A 21,233-nucleotide genomic window follows, 5' to 3' on the forward strand; every position below is an offset into this window, starting at 1 on the left:
AGCATCTGCTATGAATATCCTGATTTTGGGCGTGAACGGCTTTATCGGACACCATCTGTCTCGCCGTATCCTCGAAACCACCGACTGGAATGTCTACGGCATGGATATGCATTCCGAACGGGTGCTGGAGTTCGTTGATCACGAACGTTTCAACTTCTTCGAGGGTGATATCACCATCAACCACGAATGGATTGAGTACCACGTCAAAAAGTGTGATGTGATCCTGCCGCTGGTGGCGATCGCTACACCCGCCACCTATGTCACCAATCCACTGTCGGTTTTTGAACTCGATTTCGAGGCCAATCTGCCGATCGTACGGGCCTGTGTCGAATACGGCAAGCGGGTGCTGTTCCCGTCGACCTCTGAGGTCTACGGCATGTCGGCGGACAGTGAATTCCATCCCTATGAGTCCAATCTGGTGCTGGGTCCGCTCAACAAACCACGCTGGATCTACTCCTGCGCCAAGCAGTTGATGGATCGGGTGATCAGTGCCTACGGCCAGCAGGAAGGACTTGAGTACACCCTGTTCCGCCCCTTCAACTGGATTGGTCCCGGCCTCGACAGCATCCACACACCGAAAGAGGGCAGCTCGCGGGTGGTTACCCAGTTCCTGGGCCACATTGCGCGCGGTGAGCCGATTCAGCTGGTGGATGGCGGCAGTCAGCGCCGCAGTTTTACCGACTTCAGCGATGGCATCAGCGCGCTGATGAAGATCATCGAAAACAAGGACGACTGTGCCCTTGGCAATATTTATAATATTGGTAATCCATCCAACGATCTGTCGGTGCGTGAACTGGCGGAGATGATGGTTGAGATCGCCAAGGAGTTCCCGGAGTATGCCCCCGGCGCCGAAAAAGTGGAACTCATGGAGGTCTCTTCAGGAAAATATTACGGCGAGGGTTATCAGGACATTCAGACCCGCGTGCCCTTTATTGGTAATACCAAAGAGGAGCTCGACTGGGCGCCCAAGGTTGAGGTGCGTGACGCGCTGCGCAAGATCTTCGAAGCCTATCGTCACGAGGTCGCCGAGGCCAGCGCGCTGCTCGACGATTGAACTGGGCTTTGTAACCTTGATCTGTAGGCCTGATCAAGCGCAGCGGATCAGGCAAATGGCCAGGCACAACAGCCGGTGTCTGCCGGTTCCGCAAGCTTGAACCGGCCTACGGTTTGTCGCCTGCTCAAGGAACCTGGATCTGTAGGTCTGATCAAGCGCAGCGGATCAGGCAAAAGACCAAACATCAAATGGCACTCATGACAGTCGCACTCAAGGTTGATGTAGACACCTATCGCGGCACCCTGGAAGGGGTGCCGGCGTTGTTGCGTCTGTTCGATGAGTATCAAGTGCGCGCCACCTTCTTCAGTCTGACCGGACCACACTGGCCGTACCGGTGGCGCATCTTTCCGCCTGGGATTCCTGCAAAAAGTGTGGTGTACCAGCGGCCAGCAACTACGGCCTCAAAACCCTGATAATGGCGTGGACAGACCAGCACACAACTGGTCTGTTCAGTGACCAACTGGTAACTGACCGCCAGTTCTTTTGATTCTTCCGGCAATTCAGGGTCAATCTGGGCGCTAGCCGCAACCCGTGGCAGGGCAGCACGAATCGCCTCATCGGTCTCGTTGGCCCTCGCTATCCTCAACCGCTGCCGCAGTGTCTGACCATCATCAGCATCGATGACCAGCATTGTCTCACCTGTGGGTGGCGCATCGAACCAGGCGAAGAGGTGTAGCGTATCGCCAGCAAAGACTTGCCCGATCTCTGCCGGGAACTGGCGGGTTGGTGAACTCGGCCACACTACCTTGACCGCTGCCGCAGAGGGTTGATCGATGCGTTTAAAATGGCGCACGATGTGCTCTGCCATCCCTTCACGGGGGGATACCAGCTCACATGCACCGCCGGTCTGTTCCGCCAATTGGCGCAGAAATGCTTCGGAGACGGCGCTGCCGACACCTACTGTAAAGATACGATGCCTTGAATGGTGGGCGGCTTTCACCACCGCATCATGCTGCCAGACCTCACCATCGGTGATCAGCAGCAGATCCTGGCTTAACCCTTCACGCACACCACTCTCATAGGCAGCATCCAGGGCACCACCAATCTTCGTACCACCCATATCTGCATCAAGTTCAGCAACGAAGCGGGCAGCCATCGCCAGACTGTTCTCCGATACCGGCAAGAGCTGCTCTGAGAGCATCCGGTAGTTGGAGCCGAAAGCGACAATGTTGAACCAATCGCGGGGTTCCAACAGGGCCAGGATCTCGTGCAGTGCGGCTCTTGCCTGGGCAATGGAGTCTCCGCTCATGGAGCCGGAACAGTCGATCACCAATTTAATGCAGCGCGGCGGGGTTTGTTCACCTGCGGGAAGGTGTGGATGAAATGAAGCGAGCACCAAGTGCTGATCGCCATCTGGGACAACGAGGGTTTCACCCCCCTGCCCCTCTGGCTCGCGCAACATCAGGACGAAATCCCGGTCCATCTGTGCACTGCCACCGTTCAGGGTGAAACTTCTGCTCTCCTGTGTGTCCACCACGGAGACCTGATGGGTCGGGCATTCGTAGACGGCCCGTGAAAGATCGCCCAACACCTGAAGCTGCAGAGAAAAACCATGATCAGCATTGAGGCAGTATTCAGGGATCTGGTGGGGCTGCATGCCAACGGCAGACGGATCGCCGTAGCGGGGGGCAATGGTGGTCGGCAGCTGAAAACGTAGCGTATCGCCCTGCCAACGATGGAGCTGGCTGAAACGGAAACGTACCAGCGCCCGCTCCCCCGCCTGCAGGTTTCCAAGATTGACTGTGAACAGTCCGGGGCCGCTCTTTTCCAGCAGCACCGCCGTGTCCCCCTCCTCCATCGCCTCCTCGTAGACCTCAACTGCTTCGGCCCGGGGTTGGACCACACCGGTCAGGGTCTCGCCGTTGAGTTCCAGTGTCAGTTCGAGCAACACAGCATCCAGCGGCAGGGGAAAAGTATAGACCGCCTCGATATTGACCGACTCCAGATTACGGTAGACCTGAGTCATCGTCACTTCGGAGAAGAGACCCTGCAGTGTCGCCTTCACATCCACCGATTCCAAGGCAATCTGTTCACCACCAACGGATTCCATAACAGCTGCGGCAACGTTTAACATGATCATGACTCCTCTTGTGATCGAATTTCTGTATAGAGCGCCATCACACCTTCGGCCAGCGCCCTTACCTGCTCCGGCGTCAAACCGGCTCTGCCAGGCTCCAGTATCAGTTCAACACCGTCATCCACCATCAGATGACTCCAAACCTCAACACTACCGCGTCGACGCGGTAGTGGCGGTGGAACCGGGCCATCCAGCCCATCAGCGGTGTGGAGCAGCTCTCGGATACGCTCCAGCGACAACCCGGCCTGCTGCCACTTGCGGATCTCAAGCAGTTGTTCCAGGTGTTGCTGCACATAGTGAGCACCACGTCCAAGCCCTTCTGGCTTGTCCACCAGCCCGATCTGGATGTAGTAGCGAATGGTTCGCCGGGGCAGATCCACCAATCCGGCCAGCTCATCCAGGGTGAAACGGTGTTTTTGCTCTTTCATGACAGTTAATATAGACACTCATTGTGTTTCATTCAAGTGTCACATTTTAACGCAGATGAAATATCACTTATCTGGGAATAATCTTCAGGGAATCGAAATCTTCACCGCCGCCAATAACTCTCTGAGCGAAAGGCGTTACAGTGTTAAATTGCATCCAAAAATGGCAGTGGTTTCTTGTGCCATTTTTCAGATTTCTTCAGGTTAATTTATATTGGAGAGCAACTGACCGGTATGACAAAGCTTTCACACCCGCCGCTTATCTGCTGGGAATGTGCTGACAATAGTATTGTCAGCAATAATTACGCTAACCCCGCGCAACCGACTCAGTAGTCAAGGTAAAGCATCCCGGATGCCTAAAAAAACCGGCTCAACCCGACCCACCAAGATTTTCTTCCAGTTGCGCCTTAAGCAGGCTGCTTCGTTCATCGGATGGATCGAGCTTCACCGCACGTCGAATATCCTCCAATGCCTCCTCTGCCCTGCCTGCAACAGAACGTGCGGCACCACGAAAAAACCAGGTCTCTCCTACATCAGGATCGATATCGATGGCCCGGCTGGCAGCTGCGTCTGCTTCTTCATATCGCTGCAGGTTGTATAGACAGAATGCGACCATGTGATGCGCGTGAAAACTCTCGGGTTCTAAATCAGCGGCGCGCTGCAAACTGGGCAGGGCCTGGTCGAAGTCATGGCGCCTGGAGAGCAGTTGACCGTGCCGATAAAAGGCGTCTGGAAAATCATCGCTTTGTGTGATCACGGCAGAAAAGTCCGATAAGGCTCCATCCGGATCTCCCCTATCCATTCTTAGCAGGCCTCGATAATAGTAAGCATGGATAAAATCCGGATCCTCTTCGATGACACGGGTGTAGTCTTCCAATGCCCCTGTAGTATCCCCCTGTATTTCCCGGGCTTGGCCACGCCAGTAGTAGGCATCAATGAAATCCGGCATCTGCTCGATAACACGGGTGACATCCATCAAGGCAGCCGCAGAGTCTCCCAATGCCTGACGGGCCTGGCCCCGCCACCAGTAGCCATTGATAAACTCAGGGTCATGCTCGATGACCCGGCTGGCCAGCAACTGCATAGCTTCATAGGCCTGCTGATCAAGAAATCTGTGCGCCGCATCCGCCAGCGCCTGATTACCGGCATTGGTGCGCATGAGTCCTTTAACCGCTATGTGACCCAGACGATCATCTTCGGCTGTCACCACTTCGATGAAGGGCCCATAGACGCCTTCCGGAAGAAGCTCTGCCTGGCTCCCCAAATCGATCTCCATACGCATGCCCCCTTCATCCATAATCTCCTGCTGGAGTATCTTCGGCGGAGCGGGTCGTTGCGTGCCGAAAAGATAGTCGCCCATGACGGACAGAATCCTGGCTCGCTGGTCGTCACCGGCTGCAACTGAGAATTCATTTATGAGTTTTTCGTAGGCGTCCTTGTCGAAGTAGACGGATGCTGCAGTAACAGCTGCATCCACCACATCGGGAGAGTCGTCTTCGCAGGCTACCCGCAATAATCCACCCACCAGGTGACGGCTTGTAAAACCACCGGCTTGAAGATTGGACCCATTTTGTTGCAAGGCGCGACCCAGTAATGCAGCAGAGCGCTCCCTTTCCTTGGCATTGCCTTCGTTGAGATAGCGTACAAGATGAGAGAGTATCGTGGTCAGTTCCGGACAGTCGTTGTGCAGGTAAATGCCATACCAGACATCTGCGTGCTCCATGCTCGTATGCAATATGGCTTCCAGCATTGGAAGTACCAAGACCAGATCTGCGAGTGCCCCTGCATGGACGATTGCCTGGTAGGTAACCAGGGAACGTTTGTCCTTTAACAGTCTGGCCATGAGGTTCACCGCTTTCCCACTGCCACGAAGGGCCTGCAGGGCATGAGGTATCGCCGCTGCAATTTTACTGTCACCGGTATCGTAGAGCCGTTCGAGACGCTCTGCCACTTCATCGCCGGCTCCCAGCATATTGGCCAGTTTGGCCGCCAGGTATCGAAAACCATGGGTTTCTGAATCAGTAGGATTGCCGGCAGCTTGTACAGCAAAATCACGCGCGATCTTTACGACAGATGAACTGTTGGGCAAGGTAGCGAGCAGTTTGGTGAACCTCCTCTGGATTACCATCAAGTGGTAATCCAGGGCGCGATTCTCTGTATCAGCAAGGCTTGCCCGGGTAGCGCGCCCGAGCCATGAGAAGAGTTCACTGAAAAGGAGGTCAGGATCTGGCATTCGGGACCGAAGAAAGCTGGCAGGAATACGATGCATGACATAGTGGCGCCTGGTACGGTTTGACCCCTTCGCCGAACTGACCTGCAGCCAGCTTCGCTTCGCCAGTTTGCCTGTCAGAGGTGCACTGATCAGGCCTGAGAGCAGGTGATCTGCCAGTGGGTATGGTGCCAGGCAGGCTACCAGGTGCGCTGCATGCTGTAGTGCCGGATCGTGCGCGAGCGCCCTGTAGGAAAAATCAAAGGCCTCCGTCACGCCCCGCAGACGTTCATCTTCCACCTCTCCACGCAAGGCATCCATTTCCCTGTCCAGCATCAGGGAAGGCTCATGACTTTGTGCCAATTGCAAAGCCTGAGTCGTGGTATAACCATCCATGAGACTGGTTCGCAGCAATGCAATGGCCATTGGCAATGAGCCGACCCAGCGGGCGAGGTCTTCCCACTCGCTATCTTTAAGCCACTGGCGATCGACTTCTGGCCGGGTAAGCCAGTCAACGGCGTCACTGAGCGCCAGCCCACCAAGGTTGATGTAGACATCCAGGTGCCCTACCCCCATCCTTCTAGAAGTGGTAAGCACATTGACGTGACGCGACACCGGACACCAGTAATCGAGCTTTTGGCTTTTTTCACCGGATGCAGGCTCAGGCACACCGTCAATCACCCACAGCATTTGCCGGCTGTTCGGCCAAGCTTTGCAGTGCTCCGCCAATGCCAGTGCCAGCCTATCCCGCTGCTGCTCAGGTTCAACAATTCCCGTGGATGGATCGGCTTTATCTGGCGCCAAACAGGAAAAGACTCTGCGATATTGGCTGATCAGTGTCTGCAGGTCACCGTCTGCATTAATCCAGACCATACCGCCCGGGAAGAAACGTGCCCCGTAGCGCGCCACGAATTCTGCGGCAAGCTGGGATTTGCCACTTCCCCCAGCGCCTTGAATGCCACAGCTGCGTACTGATGTATATGCCCGACAGGTGACCAGGTTGTGAAATATTCGCCATAGATCAGCGGCCCGACCGATAAATTCCTCCGCCCTGGTTTCGGGGGCCAAGTCGATAGATAGCAGCCTAACCCACGGCTCAACCGACGAATCTGCAGAATCTGATGCAGCCCATGCAAGCGGTATATCACCACCACTACGCAACCTATCGAGGGAGTCATCATTCACAGCACTGAGCCGTGTTCTCAAACTATCGGTGCATTCACTTATTTGTTTCTGAACAAGCTCAACCACAGACTCAGCCTGATCTGCAGATGGCCAGGAAGCCTTTGCGAGTGGAGGCGGAAGATGTGGCATGAGGGCAGCAATATCCCCTTCGCCTGGTAATACTACTATTACATGCTCCAATAGCGTGTCATCGGTTACCTTGGCTGCACGGTATGGTGCAGTGACAGCCTGAAACTCATAGACACACCATGGCCGGGTGAAATAGGCACTATCTATAAAGATCACAACCTGCCGGGATTCGAGCAGAGCTTCGGAAATGTCATGTGGGAAGGGACTACCGAAGGGGATTTCACGTTCGTCGAGAAAAACGTTCAGACCCGCCTTGGACAGTAGGCGTTCGAGTTTACGGACCGATTCTTTCGCACCGCCGGCGTGCGCGTAGGAGATAAAAACATCCGTAGTCATGGTGACGATTCCTTTATGATGGTTATTCCCATGAATTCCTTCAATGAAATCACGCTACCTTCCAGGGCTGTAAATGGCTATAAAAAAGCGCGCCTATCTGGTGAAGATTTAATTGCCGCAAAAACTGTTGTCTGATGCCATCTGAAACCGCTACGATCTGCAACTGATTGAGCTGATGAAGGAGGAGAGAATCACCGCCTTCGAGGAAGACAACGACGATGTGGCGTTCTGAATGATGAGTGAAGCAGAGTGTCCTGACTGACGTTACTGACTTGGAGGATGGTCGCCTGAATATCGATAACAATCCGGCAGAGAATCCAGAAAGAAGAAAGCCCGCACCAATCCCTGGGCGGGCTTTCGAGATGTCGACACCTTCCCTGGCGTCTGGCTCCCCATCATCCTTGAGGGCAGCCTTGATACAAGGGGGTACATCCCTGCGCCCATCCGATTCTCATCGGTCGTCCTTGCTGGGAATTAATATACCATCCTGCATTGGGATGGTGAATCAGAAAAATCCACTAATGGTGTAGGAATTGTCTGAAAGGCCATCACCACATGCAGCAGGATGTTCCTTAACATCGACTCGACTTGGTCAGAACGAGGGTCGCTGTAAGGTAACCCCCTTCGCCATTTATGCGCGGTTTTAGGCAGCCATTAACAGAATTTTATGGCGCGCCCGGAAGGATTCGAACTTCCGACCACCTAGTTCGTAGTGTTCCAACCTAAGCGCCCTATCCTACTGTAATCCAATGCTTTTATATGACCTACACTGTCCAATAAAATTGACTGCGGACCTATTTGGCCCTATTTGGCCCTATTTGACGATATTTAGGGTTATTTGGTGCCATCTATTGGACAATTATTTGCCGACATCCGGGCAGTTAACAGCCGTCTATTGGACAGCCTGCGTACCTTAGTATCCCAGTTCCACCAGTAGTCGGTCGTATATTTGAACTATTGGAAACGGGCGTCACGGTCTGTGAAAATGTCGTCCGCACTTACCCGGGTCTTCCATTTGTCCTGCCGTTCTCTTGAACAAGCTTTGGACGTAACGGTCCATCATATTCATATTTCATGACGATCCACAGCACCTCGGCCTTACCCAGGGTGTCATTGTGATAGTCACGCCGTGCAAGGAAGGTCAGGTTAGTCAGTTCATCACACCAACGGTCGGTGTACGCTACGTATTGCTTTATTCCCATGAATTCTCCACAGAAATCACGCTACCTTCCAGGTCCGTAAACGGCCGTAAAGCGCCAAATCATGAGACACCGCCCAGGATACTTGACTACGTAACCCCGCGAGAGAAGCCTGGTCCAGTTCCACGAGTTCACTGAAGAAATCCGTGATGCCAATCTGGGAAACCTACATGATCCGTAAACTGATTGAGCTTGATGAAGGAGGAGAGAATCACCGCCTTCACGATAAAGACAACGACGGATGGCGTCCTGAAATGATGAGTAGCCAGAGTGTCCTGACTGACGCCATTGACTCTGGAGGATGGCCGCCCATCGATAACAACCATGAGAATCCAGAGAAGAAGAAAGCCCGCACCAATCCCCAGCGGGCTTCGAGATGTCGACACCTTCCCTGGCGTCTGGCCCCCATCATCCCGGAAGCGCAGCCCGATAAGGAAACATCCCCTGCGCCCATCCGATTCCTCATCGGTCGTCCCTTGCTGGGAATCAATACTCATCCCGTGCATCGGGATGGTGAATCAGAAAAATCCACTAATGGTGTAGGAATTGTCTGAAAGGCCATCACCACATGCAGCAGGATGTTCCTTAACATCGACTCGACTTGGTCAGAACGAGGGTCGCAGAAGGGTAACTCCCTTCGCCATTTATACGCGGTTTTAGGCAGCCGTTAACAGAATTTTATGGCGCGCCCGGAAGGATTCGAACCTCCAACCACCTGGTTCGTAGTGTTCCAACCTAAGCGCCCTATCCTACTGTAATTCAATGCTTTTATATGACCTACACTGGCCAATAAAATTGATCTATTTGGTCCTATTTGACGATATTTAGGGTTATTTGGCGCCATCTATTGGACAATTATTTGCCGACATCCGGGCAGTTAACAGCCGTCTATTGAACAGCCTGCGTACCTTAGTATCCCAGTTCCACACCAATGACAATCCGGTCATTATCGCTGAACTGGCCAAACAGGCCGTCACGGTCACCGTAGAAAATATCCGCACCCACCCAGGTCTTCACATTGTCCTGCCATTCATAGACAAGCTTTGGACGTAACAGTCCATCGCCATGGTTCATACTGACGATCCACAGCACCTCGGCCTGCAGGGTGTCATTGTGATAGTCACGCCGTGCAAGGAAGGTCAGGTTAGTGTCCAGTTCATCACGCACCAACCCGGTCGGTGAATCGGTGACCCGGCTCTGGAACAGCTGTGCACTCAGGAAGGTATCCTCAATTCCTGTCCAGTCAAACCCAAGGACATAGGACAATTCGGGGCTTTCCACAATACCATCAGCATCAGATGCGTTGTCTGTGAGAAAGAATTGATCGGAAAAATAGCCCAACTCACCTCGCACCACCCATTCGCCAAAGGCATTGCTGAAGGTGCCGCCAATCACATGTGTGCGCTCATAACGTGGCTCGATCACTGCAACCGGACCGGTCGGACTCATAACCAGACGCTGAAACAGGACCGGGAAATTGCTGTATTGATACAGATAATTCAGCGTGATGTCCCAGCCTTTATAAAAGGTGGACAACCGGATCCCGGCGTCGGAATCGGCAAAGAATCGCTGCGGGCGTTCTATGTCACGAACATCGACCGTAACGCCTGGCGGCGCCGATGGCACCCGCTGTGGCGAGCTGAAGGCATAGGTCGCATCGCGTTTTGGGAGCGCGTGGTAGGTCTGGTCCGGTATCCAGATAAACTGGGCATCCCAGTTGCCAAGCGGGTGTTCGACATTGACCATCCACAACGGGATTCGCGAGTTATCAAAATCTTCCAGGATAAATTCCCGGAAGGACTGCGGATTAACCACATCCAGTACCTTGAGGCCATCGGCCTTGCCCCAGACCACCTGCTGTTTGCCGAGCGTAAGATAGTGCTCACCAAGATCGCCTTCCAGGTAGAACTCCCGCAATTCTGCTTCCAGTTCCTGTCCGACAAGCCCCGGCTGGCTTGCCTGACTGTAGCTGTCCCGATTCACGTCCCCGGGTCTGAGCCCGTCAACCGTCTCAGCACGCAACCGGCCGATGGCGGTCAGTTTCCAGCCATTATCGAATCGACTGACAAGCTCCGGCTCCAGCGCCAGCTCAAAAGCCTGGCTACTGCCATCTTCAGTATTGACGGCCCATTGCCCACGTGCAATGCCTGAGAAATCGAACTCCGCTGACTGGACTGGGCCGGACAACACCCCTCCCAGTAACAGCAACGCAGCCTTCTTCCTGGTCAGCATTGGTTCAAGTAATCTCGCTATAACCCACGCCTAATCGCCTTCTGGGTAAATACACCATCATGGACGCCTTTCACATAATCAACCTCGCTGAAAGTAAAGACGGTACGGTGACTGGTCTTGTGGTTTTCTACTTCAAGATGATGTTGGGTCCAGATACCCTGCACCTGGCGGATACCCCTGGTGTGGATCGTTTTTAACAACTTCCCCCGGGTATCCCAAAACCGGCTGCGGCGCACCATCCAGATTGCGTCATCCACACATTGCTCGACACGGCTGTAGCCAAGCTCCTTTGCGGTTTCATCATCGACGGGAAGCGCCTCGACGACATAGCAATGGTGGCCGTCCACCTCGTCCTCACCCGTAGTCTTACGAGTATAGTCTGCAATGGAGACCTTGGACTCAAGTTTGATATCCTCGTAAGTGAAATCGGTACCGAGAAAGTAGTCCCCGCGATCCGAGGCCGAAATGCGTCTGACCTTGCGCATCGCCGGCAGATACAGCCACTGGTCATCGTCCACGTCAGCTTGCGGATAATCGTAGGTCATAAACGCTGTATCTTTTACATTTTTTGGTTGCTGGTAAAAGATCACACTGCGTTTTTCATCGCCATAATATTTTCGAAAACCGCGGGTTTCACGCACACGTTTCTTGCCGCGACGGTCGATCATCTCCATGGTGAGATTGCGCGAGACCGCCTCACCTTCGTCCCGGGCATTAATACGTTGTGCAATCTCATCACCCGTTGGCCAGTCTGCTGCTTGCAGTGTGTTGGTTGCAGGTGAAATTGCCAGGATCAGCACTGTAATTAATCCCTTTCGTGTATGTCTGGTTAAGGTTTTCATACTATCCTCCTCGACAGCCAGTCGCGGTCTGTTTGGGTAAGTGTCGGTCAGTCAACAGCAAGACTTCCGACAGAGACTGGTACCCGGAGCCCTTGAAGTGTTTCATCGGGGAACTCCAGCATTGGTACGTTGTAAATCGGGATTGCTTGTCCTGCGAGACAGGAATGCGAACACGGCCATGGCAATACCGCGCGGCTGCAATTCACCCAGGAAGGCAAGCACCTTGTTGATGCCGCCCGGTATCATGGTTGTGTGCCCTGCCATCGTGGCGCGGTAGGCCACACTGGCGACACGCCGGATGGAAACCCTGGGTAGCCAGCGATAGGTACGGGTATCGGCGACACGGGCATCTGTGACGAAGTTTGTGGTCGATGCACCCGGAGATAGTGCCGTTGCCGTCACATTGGTACCGCGCAACTCCGCTGCCAGGCCACGAGTGAATGAAAGTACATAGGCCTTTGAAGCTACATAGGCGATCCAATTGGGGCCACCGGCAAAATAGCCCACCAACGAGGCCACATTAAGGACGCGCCCACTGCCACGCTCCACCATTGGCTGCAGAAAATGATGCGTCAACCGGGTCAGGCTCAGCATGTTGAGCTGCAACATGGCCATCAGACGCTCCGGGTCACTTTCTGCAAAAGGACCGTAATCACCGATGCCGGCGTTATTGACCAGTACATCGACCCGAGTCATTGCCAGTTGTTTGAACAACTCATCCACCGCAGCATCCTGAGTCAGATCCAGGGCATGGGTGGTGACCCTAGCACCAGTTTCATCCTCAATGCCGGTAGCCGCCTGTTTCAGGTCATGTTCATCGCGCGCCACCAGCACCAGGTCGTGGTCGTGGCGGGCAAATTCCCGGGCCAGTTCCAGGCCAATGCATCTTGAGCCGCCGGTTATTAATGCTACAGGTCTGTCTTTGGTAGTCATCTCTATCTCCTCGATTATCAGTTCGTCGTTTGCGTCTGTGGAATGGCAGTGCTCGTAGCCGCATTTTCCTGCCACAGGAACCCGGGTTTGAACACCTTCACCAGGGCCGGTAACACCGTCATGCTGGAAAGAAAGCTGGTCGCTATCGCCACGGCGACCAGCACACCGAACTCGTGCAGCACCACTACTTTGCTGGTTGTCAGCACCCCGAAACCCAGCGCCAGTGCAGCGAAGTTAAACAACAGGGCGCGACCGGTGGACGGATAAAGTTTCAGGATCGCTTCATCCACGGAAAGCCGTGTATCGCGCAGCAGGCTTTGCAGGCGTTCGATGGTGTGGATGGAGAAATCCACACCCAGGCCAATCGAGATGGCTGCGAACATTGAAGTACCAATAGATAACCAGATGCCACTGAAGCCCATCACTGCATAGATCGTCAGGATCGTCGTCACGACCGGTAACAATGCAATCGTGCCGGCAACGGCTGAACGGAAACTGACTGTCGCCATCAGCCAGACCAGTAACAGGGATATGGCGACACTCACCACATGGCTCTCGCCGAGGCGCTTGATCCAGTGGTAGTCGACATTTACGCGTCCACTGAGATACGCCTTGATGCCCGGCGCATTAAACTCGTCGTCGATATACTGCTGCGCGGCTTCGATAACGACCTTCTCGACCGAGTAGCGACCGTCATCCAGACGGGCGCGCACGTTGGCCAACTGGTAGTCGTAATCAACCTCCTCCTGGAAGTCAGTCGGGTCGCCACTGGCGGAATACAGCAGAAAATACTGCGCAACCAGGTCGGGATCTTCAGGCAGTCGATATGCCTCCTTGCTATCCTCATGCAGCGCCTTGTTCATCTGCTTCAGGTAATCCACGATCGATGTAGTCCCGTTCACGTGTGGTTGTATTTCCAGCCAGCGCTGCAGGGCCTCGATACGTTGCAGGTGTTCAGGCTTGAACAGATCCTCGGGTTCCGGCGTCTCGATCATAATGTCCAGGTAATGGGTCCCGTCGAACACCCGGTTTAGTGTACTGTCCGCGATATGCAGTGGCTCTTCATGGTGAAACACCCGGATCAGGGTTTCATCCAGCTGAATTTTCGAGGCGCCGATGCCACCGATTACGATGAGGGTGACTGCCACCAATAAAATTCTACGCGGCGCGCGCACCACGGCACGACCCAGTACGTCGAGCACGCGTCCGAACCCGTCGACGCGAGATGAATTTTCACCTGCCTGAATCGAGTAGGCGCGGCTCGGCTTGAGTCGCAACAGACTCAGTACCGCGGGCACGACCGTCAGGGAGTACACCCAGGCCACGCCCACACCGATCATGGCGAACAGACCGAAGTACTGCATCGGCGGCATCATGGAGGCGAAATACAGGCCCAGGAATCCGGCCATGGTGGTTAATGATGTCAGCGTCACCGGACGCCACATGTGCAGCATGGTCCGTACCGTGACATCCCGTGGCGTATCATCAGGATGCAGGGCGACCTCTTCATAGTACTGGCTGAGAATGTGAATCGAATCGGCCACCGCGATGCCAATCAACACGACGGGCAGTGCGTTGGTAATCACAAAGAAGCTGACACCCGCTGCTGCCATCAGACCCAGTGCACTGACGGCCGTTGCAGCGACCACCAGGTTAGGTATCAAAGTTCCTCTCAAAGTGCGAAAGGCGACAAAACATACCAGGGTAATGACCAATCCGGCGATGGGATTGAGCCGAAAAGCATCGGCATCAATATAGGCGCCCATATAACCGGCGACGGCGCCCTCTCCCGCCACGTACAACTGTTCACCTTCCTGTACCGGCGCCTGCTCTACAATCTGCAATAGTTCCTCGTAGACCTGCTGTGCATTTGTTTGATCGTCCAACTCGGCCACAATCAGGGTACCCGTGCCGTCTCTTGATACCAGACTGCCGACGTACAAGGGAAAGTCCATCACCGCCGTGCGTACCGCATTGGCGGCCGCTTGCGTTCGCGGCGGGGTCTCGAAAAAGGGCTCGACCAGCATCCCGTCTTCAGTGCCGATAATATCGTTTTCTGTCGCCAGGCTGGTGATGCGCTCGGGATCGATATTATCCACCGTCTCAAGACGCCGGGTCAGCCATTCCACTACCTCCAACGAGTGCGGATTGAAGATACCGGCCTCCCCTTCGTTGACGAGAGCAATCACCATCGGGTCCTGCAGACCGAAGATGTCTTCAACCTTGTCACGAAATAACAGCGCAGGATGATCCGGCGGAATGAAGGCATCGGCCCGGGTATCCTTCTCAAGTGTTGGTATAAAACTGGCGAATCCGATGATGAGTATCAGGCCGATAGCAATTATGGTCTTTGGCCAGGCCGTCACACCCAGGAAAAAATACCTGGCCTGTGTTTGATTCAATTCACTGCTATTCATGAGAACCTCCTATTGTGTGTATATACACCTATTACCCTGTAAAAATATCAACTTGTTCCCGTTGCATCCACCACTGCCGTCAGATCACCCAGCATGCGATCAAGCCGGCTGGCACCCAGCGCACGTTTGACCCGGCGCTGCGCCTACTGCCACAACGGGAGTGCCTGTTCCAGTCGCTTAAGGCCCTTACCTGTCAGGCTCACTTCACGCGAACGCTGGTCTTCCTTGCCAGGCACCGCCGACAGTAAACCCTCTCTCTCCAGGGGTTTCAGATTGCGGGTCAGCGTGGTCCGGTCCATAACCAGCACCTCGGCCATTTTGGAAATCGCAATCGGCCCCAGAGCCCGGGTTGCCACCAGCAAGGTGAGCTGGGTTGGCAGCACTCCGCTGGGTTTCATGATCTCCTCATACAGCTGCGTCACAACCCGGGAAGCCTTGCGCAGATTGAACACTGCACAGGTCTGCTCGATTTCCCGGCATTGTTTGAGATCACAGCTTGTGTTTTGTTTAGCCATAGTATGTGTATATACACCTTTCGATAATTTGTCAATATCTTCTTTCAGTGAATAGGGTATCGTTGAACTGAAGCAACGCAACCCGCGTTTTGGCTGCCGCCGAATTGCTCAGCAAATCGCCAAGTCATTCGGAATCGACATTGATAAAGATGTGGTGCGACGCATCCTCGCCACACATTACAGGCCAGGTCCTGGTGACGGTGGACCATCATGGCTTACATTTGTCGAACATGCCAAAGACAGCCTCTGGAGCATTGACGTGGTTCAATAGATTGGCACAACCCAGTTAAGATAGATTTACTTAACTGAGGTAGAAGAAATGACACACCCGGACTATGTGTTCACATACCAGGGAAGCCCCGTAAGGAAGCCACATACAAACGCATGGAGGCGAGCATGGAAAGCCACTGGGCTGCCGATGGAAAATGGAATCCTGAAGGGTGCGCATAAACCTTCGGGCGACGTCTCAGGGGCGTAGGAGTACCGCTAGAGACACGTAAAGCCCTCCTGGGGCACGCCAATGAGGATATCACAACCCATTACTCAGCAGCGGAGCTGAGCGAGCTGCTGGATGCTGTCGAAAAGATCGTTGATCGCGGCATCGCTCAAACCCCGACCCTGACAGTGGTTAGACGGAAAAAGGAGCTTGTCGGAAAACTGTCGGAAAAAGAAAAAGGGTCAGCAGTTGTTTAACTGCTAACCCTTTGATTTCCCCAAGGAATATGGCGCGCCCGGAAGGATTCGAACCTCCGACACCCTAGTTCGTAGCCAGGTACTCTATCCAGCTGAGCTACGGGCGCGTAGCTTTTTGGAGCGCGAATTCTGCTGAATTCGCGCTCTTTTGTCAACACAAAACCGACTTTTCAGTCAGCATTGGCTATATGGCGGAGAGAGAGGGATTTGAACCCTCGATGGAGCTATAAACCCCATACTCCCTTAGCAGGGGAGCGCCTTCAGCCGCTCGGCCATCTCTCCAAATTCCGTGCACTTAACCTATTGGCCCTACGGACCATATTGGGTAGCACGTTGTTTTGGGGTCAGTGCCATTTAGACATCCCGCAAAACCGAAACGAATTGTACCGATTTCTCTTCCTACAAACAAAAAAAACTTCGGCAACTGCCGAAGTTTTTTTTGTGCGATATTAAAACCGCACCGCGAACCAACTTTGCTATTCTTCTGTACCCTGCTGTTCAGCCTGCTCGCGTTTGATCCGTTCGTAAATCTCTTCACGATGCACAGTCACATCACGCGGAGCATTTACACCAATACGAACCTGGTTACCTTTTACACCCAACACGGTAACCGTTACTTCATCGCCAATCATAAGAGTTTCGCCGACACGGCGAGTCAAGATCAACATAATCCAATCTCCCTGTTTCCTTCTTACCTGCTGTCAGAGCATAAGCCGAGAGTGTCCGAAACTACCGACAGCGTTCACCAACCAAGCCAGAGACTATGATGTAACTGGCACGCCTATACTAACAATAGGTTGGACCAGAAAAAAGTCCAATAAATCCTTATAGTTGGAGATCAGTAAGATTTTAGGAATGTAGTGATTATGCCACGTCCTCAGATTCCAATCCGAATGCCTCATGCAACGTTCTTACCCCAAGTTCGAGGTATTTCTCATCTATTACAACTGAAATCTTGATTTCGGATGTAGAGATCATTCGTATGTTGATACCCTCTTTAGCCAGTGCCTCAAACATCTCACTGGCAATACCCGCGTGAGACCGCATGCCCACACCAACCAATGAAATCTTGACCACAGAGTCATCGTTCAACACGTCCTGCGCCTTCAAAGACTTCGCAACTTCCTGCAGGATCTCTTTGGCCTGGATGAAATCATTTCGGTGGACAGTGAATGTAAAATCAGTCGTCGCTTCATCCGCAGCAATATTCTGCACGATCATATCGACTTCGATGTTGGCATCTGCAATCGGACCCAGTATTTTGTGGGCCACACCGGGCTGATCGGGCACACCCAGAACCGTCAGTTTTGCCTCGTCGCGATTAAACGCAATACCGGAGATCTTTGCCGCTTCCACGTTATCTTCCTCAAAGGTTATCAGGGTACCTTCACCCTCTTCAAAGCTGGAAAGGACCCGCAAGGGTACATTGTATTTTCCAGCAAACTCAACCGCGCGGATCTGCAGTACCTTCGAGCCCAGACTGGCCATCTCCAGCATCTCTTCGAAAGTAATACGTCCCAATCGACGGGCCTTGGGTTCAATTCTTGGGTCAGTCGTATAGACGCCGTCAACATCGGTGTAGATCTGGCACTCATCGGCCTTAAGTGCAGCAGCCATCGCAACTGCAGTGGTGTCGGATCCGCCACGACCCAGCGTCGTGATGTTGCCTTTATCGTCCACTCCCTGAAATCCGGCAATCACAACCACATGACCGGCATCAAGATCCGCTTTCACACGAGCGCTATCGATATCCTTGATCCGTGCCTTGTTGTGTGCGTTGTCCGTAAGAATTTGAACCTGGCCGCCGGTATAGGATCGGGCCTGGCAACCCACCTTATGCAGTGCCATGCAGAGCAGTGCAATGGTCACCTGCTCACCCGTCGAGACAAGCACATCCATCTCACGGGGTGAGGGAGATTCCTCGATCTCGTCGGCCAAACCAATCAGGCGATTGGTTTCTCCAGACATTGCAGAAACCACAACTACAATCTGATCACCACTTTCAGCTTTGGCCTTGATCTTTCCGGCTACTACCTGGATTCTTTCGATTGTACCGACAGAGGTACCGCCATATTTCTGGACAATCAGCGCCATATCTAAACAGTATACTTGGTGGAGTTGGCGTTACGGGTGGTACCCGCAACGGGAAAGTGCGTAATTAAACACGAAAATCACGTGGGTGAAAACCCACAGAAATCAAACGCCAGTCTTCTCACGCACCCATTTTTCGACTTGGGCCAATGCATCCGGCAGCGCTTCAGGATTATTACCACCGGCCTGCGCCATATCGGGACGCCCTCCGCCCTTGCCACCAACCTGCTCTGCCACCATCTTGATCAGATCACCAGCCTTCATCTTTCCGGTCAGATCCTTTGTGACGCCAGCGACCAGGGAGACCTTCTCCCCGCTCACAGTCGCCAGCACGATGACGGCCGAACTCAATTTGTTCTTCAGCTGATCCATGGTGTCGCGCAGAGACTTGGGATCGGCACCCTCAAGCTTGGCAGCAAGCACTTTCACCCCCCCGACTTCGATGGCGTCTGAGGCCAGATCACTACCGGCCGCACTCGCCAGCTTGGCCTTGAGCTGCTCCAGCTCTTTCTCCAGCTTGCGGTTGCGATCCAGAATATTTATGACCTTCTCTTCGATATCGTCGCGTCCTGATTTGACCAAGTCGGCCAGACGCTGAACCCGTTCCTCATCCGCCTCAACCCATTCGAGAGCACGCTGACCGGTGACGCCCTCGATGCGTCGCACGCCGGCGGCAATGCCGCTTTCGGAGGTGATCTTGCACAAACCGATATCACCCACCGCGTTGGCATGGGTGCCGCCACACAGTTCCGTGGAGAAATCCCCCATGCTCAGCACCCGAACCTCGTCGGTGTATTTCTCGCCAAACAGCGCCTTGGCACCGCTCTCTCGCGCATCATCAAGGGACATGATCTGCGTCTCGACGGGGTGATTGCGGCGGATCTGTTCATTGACCATCTGCTCGATCTCCTGCAGCTGCTCGCGGGAGATCGGCTCAAAATGGGAGAAGTCGAAACGCAGCCTCTCCGCATCAACCAGAGAACCCTTCTGCGCAACATGTTCACCCAGTACGGTATGCAGCGCCGAATGCAGCAAGTGTGTGGCAGAGTGGTTAAGCGCTGTCGCCTGGCGGGTAAAATCGTTGACCTGAGCCTTGACGGTATCACCAATGTGCAGCTCACCCTCCTCCAGCTTACCAATGTGGACAAACACACTACCCGCCTGCTTGCGGGTGTCATCCACCTCGAACAGGACGCCGTTGGCCTCGAGCACTCCCTGATCGCCCACCTGTCCACCAGACTCAGCATAGAACGGGGTCTGATCGAGAATGACCATTCCGGATTCACCCTGCGCGAGGGACTCGACGGACGCTCCGTCCCGCACCAGTGCAACAACATTGCCCTCGTCTTCGAGTTGTCCATAGCCAGTGAAAAGGGTCTCCGCATCCAGGCTAAGACTGAACTCCTGGTTGACTCCGAACTGGCTGGCGGCCCGGGCGCGCTCCCGTTGGGCCTCCATCTCACGACTGAAACCATCCATGTCGAGGGTCAGATCCCGCTCACGGGCAATATCGGCGGTAAGATCGGCAGGGAAGCCATAAGTGTCGTAAAGCTTGAAGACGGTCTCGCCGGGGATCACTGTGCTGTCGAGTCCGGCAATCACCTCCTCAAGGATCTTCATGCCCTGCTCAAGGGTTTCGGCGAAACGCTCCTCCTCTTGTTTCAGGACGCGTTTTACCTGACCTGCGGCCTGAACCAGTTCTGGATAGCTCTCTCCCATCTCGTTTACCAGCGGGTCGACCAGCTGGAAGAAAAAGGGATCGTTCTTACCCAGCATATAGCCATGGCGAATAGCGCGCCGGATGATGCGGCGCACCACAAAGCCACGTCCCTCGTTGGAGGGCATTACCCCATCCGCCACCAAAAAAGCGCAGGCGCGAATGTGGTCGGCAATCACCCGCAAAGATTTCTCTTCAAGATCGTTGCAGCCGGTGACCTTCCCCGCTGCCTTGATCAGGCTGGTGAATAGGTCTATTTCATAGTTGCTGTGAACATGCTGCAGCACAGCAGCCAAACGCTCCAGTCCCATACCGGTATCCACGGAGGGCTTGGGGAGCGGGGTCATGTTGCCATCGGCATCCCGGTTGTACTGCATGAATACCAGGTTCCAGATCTCAATATATCGGTCGCCGTCCTCTTCCTGGGTGCCGGGCGGGCCGCCCGAGATTCCCTCACCGTGGTCATAGAAGATTTCCGAACAGGGGCCGCAGGGACCGGTATCCCCCATCGACCAGAAGTTGTCGCTTTCGTAACGCTTGCCGGGCTTGTCACCGATACGGGTGAAACTGGCGGGATTGATACCGACCTCATTGAGCCAGATGTCCGCCGCCTCTTCATCCTCATCGTAGATGGTGACCCAGAGCCTTTCTGCAGGCAGACCGAGGGTTACCGTAAGGAACTCCCAGGCATATTTGATGGCATCCCGCTTGAAGTAGTCTCCAAAGCTGAAGTTGCCCAGCATTTCGAAGAAGGTGTGGTGACGTGCGGTGTAACCGACATTTTCCAGGTCATTGTGTTTGCCACCGGCACGAACACAGCGCTGGGAACTGGTAGCGCGGACATAATTGCGCTTTTCACGCCCAAGAAAGACATCCTTGAACTGCACCATACCCGCATTGGTAAAAAGCAGGGTCGGGTCGTTAATGGGTACCAATGGACTGCTGGCGACCACCTCGTGGCCGTGTTCAGCAAAATAGTCCAGGAAGGCCTTACGGATATCAGCGCTACTTTTCATTTCGGACAAGCAAAATCACCAGAAAAAAACAGCCGTTCAAGATACCAGAAAACAGACCAAAACACCCGCTTCCATGAATTTTTTCTGCCCCGCAAAAACATCGCAAAGCTGACACTCTTCCGACGGCAACTCACAAGGAAACAACCACTGAAGATATTAATGC

13 protein-coding genes and 2 tRNA genes are annotated in these 21,233 nt (G+C 54.0%); 2 read left to right on the forward strand and 13 right to left on the reverse strand.

Features of this window, described 5'->3' with window-relative positions; genetic code table 11:
• Positions 1-10: 10 nt before the first annotated feature.
• On the forward strand, positions 11-1,054 hold the full coding sequence (locus G9Q73_RS13620; RefSeq protein ID WP_177420260.1) for a bifunctional UDP-4-keto-pentose/UDP-xylose synthase: 1,044 nt from the start codon (positions 11-13) through the stop codon (positions 1,052-1,054).
• Positions 1,055-1,337: 283 nt separating this feature from the next.
• Here the strand turns inward: G9Q73_RS13620 and G9Q73_RS13625 are convergent, their stop codons facing one another.
• The 3 genes from G9Q73_RS13625 to G9Q73_RS13635 form a co-directional block, all read right to left on the reverse strand.
• Positions 1,338-3,128 (reverse strand): VIT domain-containing protein, encoded by a 1,791-nt coding sequence (locus tag G9Q73_RS13625; protein ID WP_177420261.1) that lies wholly within the window; start codon positions 3,126-3,128, stop codon positions 1,338-1,340.
• Positions 3,129-3,130: 2 nt separating this feature from the next.
• Positions 3,131-3,577: a MerR family transcriptional regulator gene (locus G9Q73_RS13630; RefSeq protein ID WP_369408898.1), complete on the reverse strand. Its 447-nt coding sequence runs from the start codon at positions 3,575-3,577 to the stop codon at positions 3,131-3,133.
• A gap of 349 nt (positions 3,578-3,926) precedes the next feature.
• A complete protein-coding gene (locus G9Q73_RS13635; RefSeq protein ID WP_177420262.1) occupies positions 3,927-7,415 on the reverse strand; it encodes a tetratricopeptide repeat protein in 3,489 nt (1,162 codons plus the stop codon).
• Positions 7,416-8,784: 1,369 nt separating this feature from the next.
• Between G9Q73_RS13635 and G9Q73_RS13640 the strand changes: the two genes are divergently transcribed.
• On the forward strand, positions 8,785-9,168 hold the full coding sequence (locus tag G9Q73_RS13640; protein ID WP_177420263.1) for a hypothetical protein: 384 nt from the start codon (positions 8,785-8,787) through the stop codon (positions 9,166-9,168).
• A gap of 355 nt (positions 9,169-9,523) precedes the next feature.
• Here the strand turns inward: G9Q73_RS13640 and G9Q73_RS13645 are convergent, their stop codons facing one another.
• The 10 genes from G9Q73_RS13645 to alaS all read right to left on the reverse strand — a co-directional run bounded on the left by G9Q73_RS13645 (position 9,524) and on the right by alaS (position 21,070).
• Positions 9,524-10,846 carry a DUF1302 family protein gene (locus G9Q73_RS13645; protein ID WP_177420264.1) on the reverse strand — a complete coding sequence of 441 codons (1,323 nt, stop codon included), beginning with the start codon at positions 10,844-10,846 and terminating at the stop codon, positions 9,524-9,526.
• A gap of 17 nt (positions 10,847-10,863) precedes the next feature.
• Positions 10,864-11,688, reverse strand: coding sequence for an outer membrane lipoprotein-sorting protein (locus tag G9Q73_RS13650; RefSeq protein WP_177420265.1), 825 nt, complete (start codon positions 11,686-11,688; stop codon positions 10,864-10,866).
• Positions 11,689-11,790: 102 nt separating this feature from the next.
• A complete protein-coding gene (locus G9Q73_RS13655; RefSeq protein WP_177420266.1) occupies positions 11,791-12,621 on the reverse strand; it encodes an SDR family NAD(P)-dependent oxidoreductase in 831 nt (276 codons plus the stop codon).
• Positions 12,622-12,638: 17 nt separating this feature from the next.
• On the reverse strand, positions 12,639-15,038 hold the full coding sequence (locus tag G9Q73_RS13660; protein ID WP_177420267.1) for an efflux RND transporter permease subunit: 2,400 nt from the start codon (positions 15,036-15,038) through the stop codon (positions 12,639-12,641).
• 143 nt (positions 15,039-15,181) lie between these two features.
• Positions 15,182-15,553 carry a MarR family winged helix-turn-helix transcriptional regulator gene (locus G9Q73_RS13665; protein WP_246345259.1) on the reverse strand — a complete coding sequence of 124 codons (372 nt, stop codon included), beginning with the start codon at positions 15,551-15,553 and terminating at the stop codon, positions 15,182-15,184.
• A 723-nt stretch (positions 15,554-16,276) separates the two neighbouring features.
• Positions 16,277-16,353: transfer RNA gene (locus tag G9Q73_RS13670), tRNA-Arg, on the reverse strand.
• An 82-nt stretch (positions 16,354-16,435) separates the two neighbouring features.
• Positions 16,436-16,528 (reverse strand) — tRNA-Ser (locus G9Q73_RS13675).
• Positions 16,529-16,722: 194 nt separating this feature from the next.
• Positions 16,723-16,914: a carbon storage regulator CsrA gene (csrA, locus tag G9Q73_RS13680; RefSeq protein ID WP_177420268.1), complete on the reverse strand. Its 192-nt coding sequence runs from the start codon at positions 16,912-16,914 to the stop codon at positions 16,723-16,725.
• Between the two features lie 196 nt (positions 16,915-17,110).
• On the reverse strand, positions 17,111-18,340 hold the full coding sequence (locus G9Q73_RS13685) for an aspartate kinase (RefSeq protein ID WP_177420269.1): 1,230 nt from the start codon (positions 18,338-18,340) through the stop codon (positions 17,111-17,113).
• A 102-nt stretch (positions 18,341-18,442) separates the two neighbouring features.
• On the reverse strand, positions 18,443-21,070 hold the full coding sequence (gene alaS, locus G9Q73_RS13690; RefSeq protein ID WP_177421449.1) for an alanine--tRNA ligase: 2,628 nt from the start codon (positions 21,068-21,070) through the stop codon (positions 18,443-18,445).
• Between the last annotated feature and the right edge of the window lie 163 nt (positions 21,071-21,233).

Source organism: endosymbiont of Lamellibrachia barhami (assembly GCF_011947365.2).
GTDB lineage: Bacteria > Pseudomonadota > Gammaproteobacteria > Chromatiales > Chromatiaceae > QGON01.

What these genes read in the sequence shown, in the direction of transcription:
- G9Q73_RS13620 (WP_177420260.1), top strand. Translation starts at nt 11, where the DNA reads ATGAATATCCTGATTTTGGGCGTGAACGGCTTTATCGGACACCATCTG.
- G9Q73_RS13625 (WP_177420261.1), bottom strand. Translation starts at nt 3,128, where the DNA reads ATGTTAAACGTTGCCGCAGCTGTTATGGAATCCGTTGGTGGTGAACAG.
- G9Q73_RS13635 (WP_177420262.1), bottom strand. Translation starts at nt 7,415, where the DNA reads ATGACTACGGATGTTTTTATCTCCTACGCGCACGCCGGCGGTGCGAAA.
- G9Q73_RS13640 (WP_177420263.1), top strand. Translation starts at nt 8,785, where the DNA reads ATGATCCGTAAACTGATTGAGCTTGATGAAGGAGGAGAGAATCACCGC.
- G9Q73_RS13645 (WP_177420264.1), bottom strand. Translation starts at nt 10,846, where the DNA reads ATGCTGACCAGGAAGAAGGCTGCGTTGCTGTTACTGGGAGGGGTGTTG.
- G9Q73_RS13650 (WP_177420265.1), bottom strand. Translation starts at nt 11,688, where the DNA reads ATGAAAACCTTAACCAGACATACACGAAAGGGATTAATTACAGTGCTG.
- G9Q73_RS13655 (WP_177420266.1), bottom strand. Translation starts at nt 12,621, where the DNA reads ATGACTACCAAAGACAGACCTGTAGCATTAATAACCGGCGGCTCAAGA.
- G9Q73_RS13660 (WP_177420267.1), bottom strand. Translation starts at nt 15,038, where the DNA reads ATGAATAGCAGTGAATTGAATCAAACACAGGCCAGGTATTTTTTCCTG.
- G9Q73_RS13665 (WP_246345259.1), bottom strand. Translation starts at nt 15,553, where the DNA reads ATGGCTAAACAAAACACAAGCTGTGATCTCAAACAATGCCGGGAAATC.
- csrA (WP_177420268.1), bottom strand. Translation starts at nt 16,914, where the DNA reads ATGTTGATCTTGACTCGCCGTGTCGGCGAAACTCTTATGATTGGCGAT.
- G9Q73_RS13685 (WP_177420269.1), bottom strand. Translation starts at nt 18,340, where the DNA reads ATGGCGCTGATTGTCCAGAAATATGGCGGTACCTCTGTCGGTACAATC.
- alaS (WP_177421449.1), bottom strand. Translation starts at nt 21,070, where the DNA reads ATGAAAAGTAGCGCTGATATCCGTAAGGCCTTCCTGGACTATTTTGCT.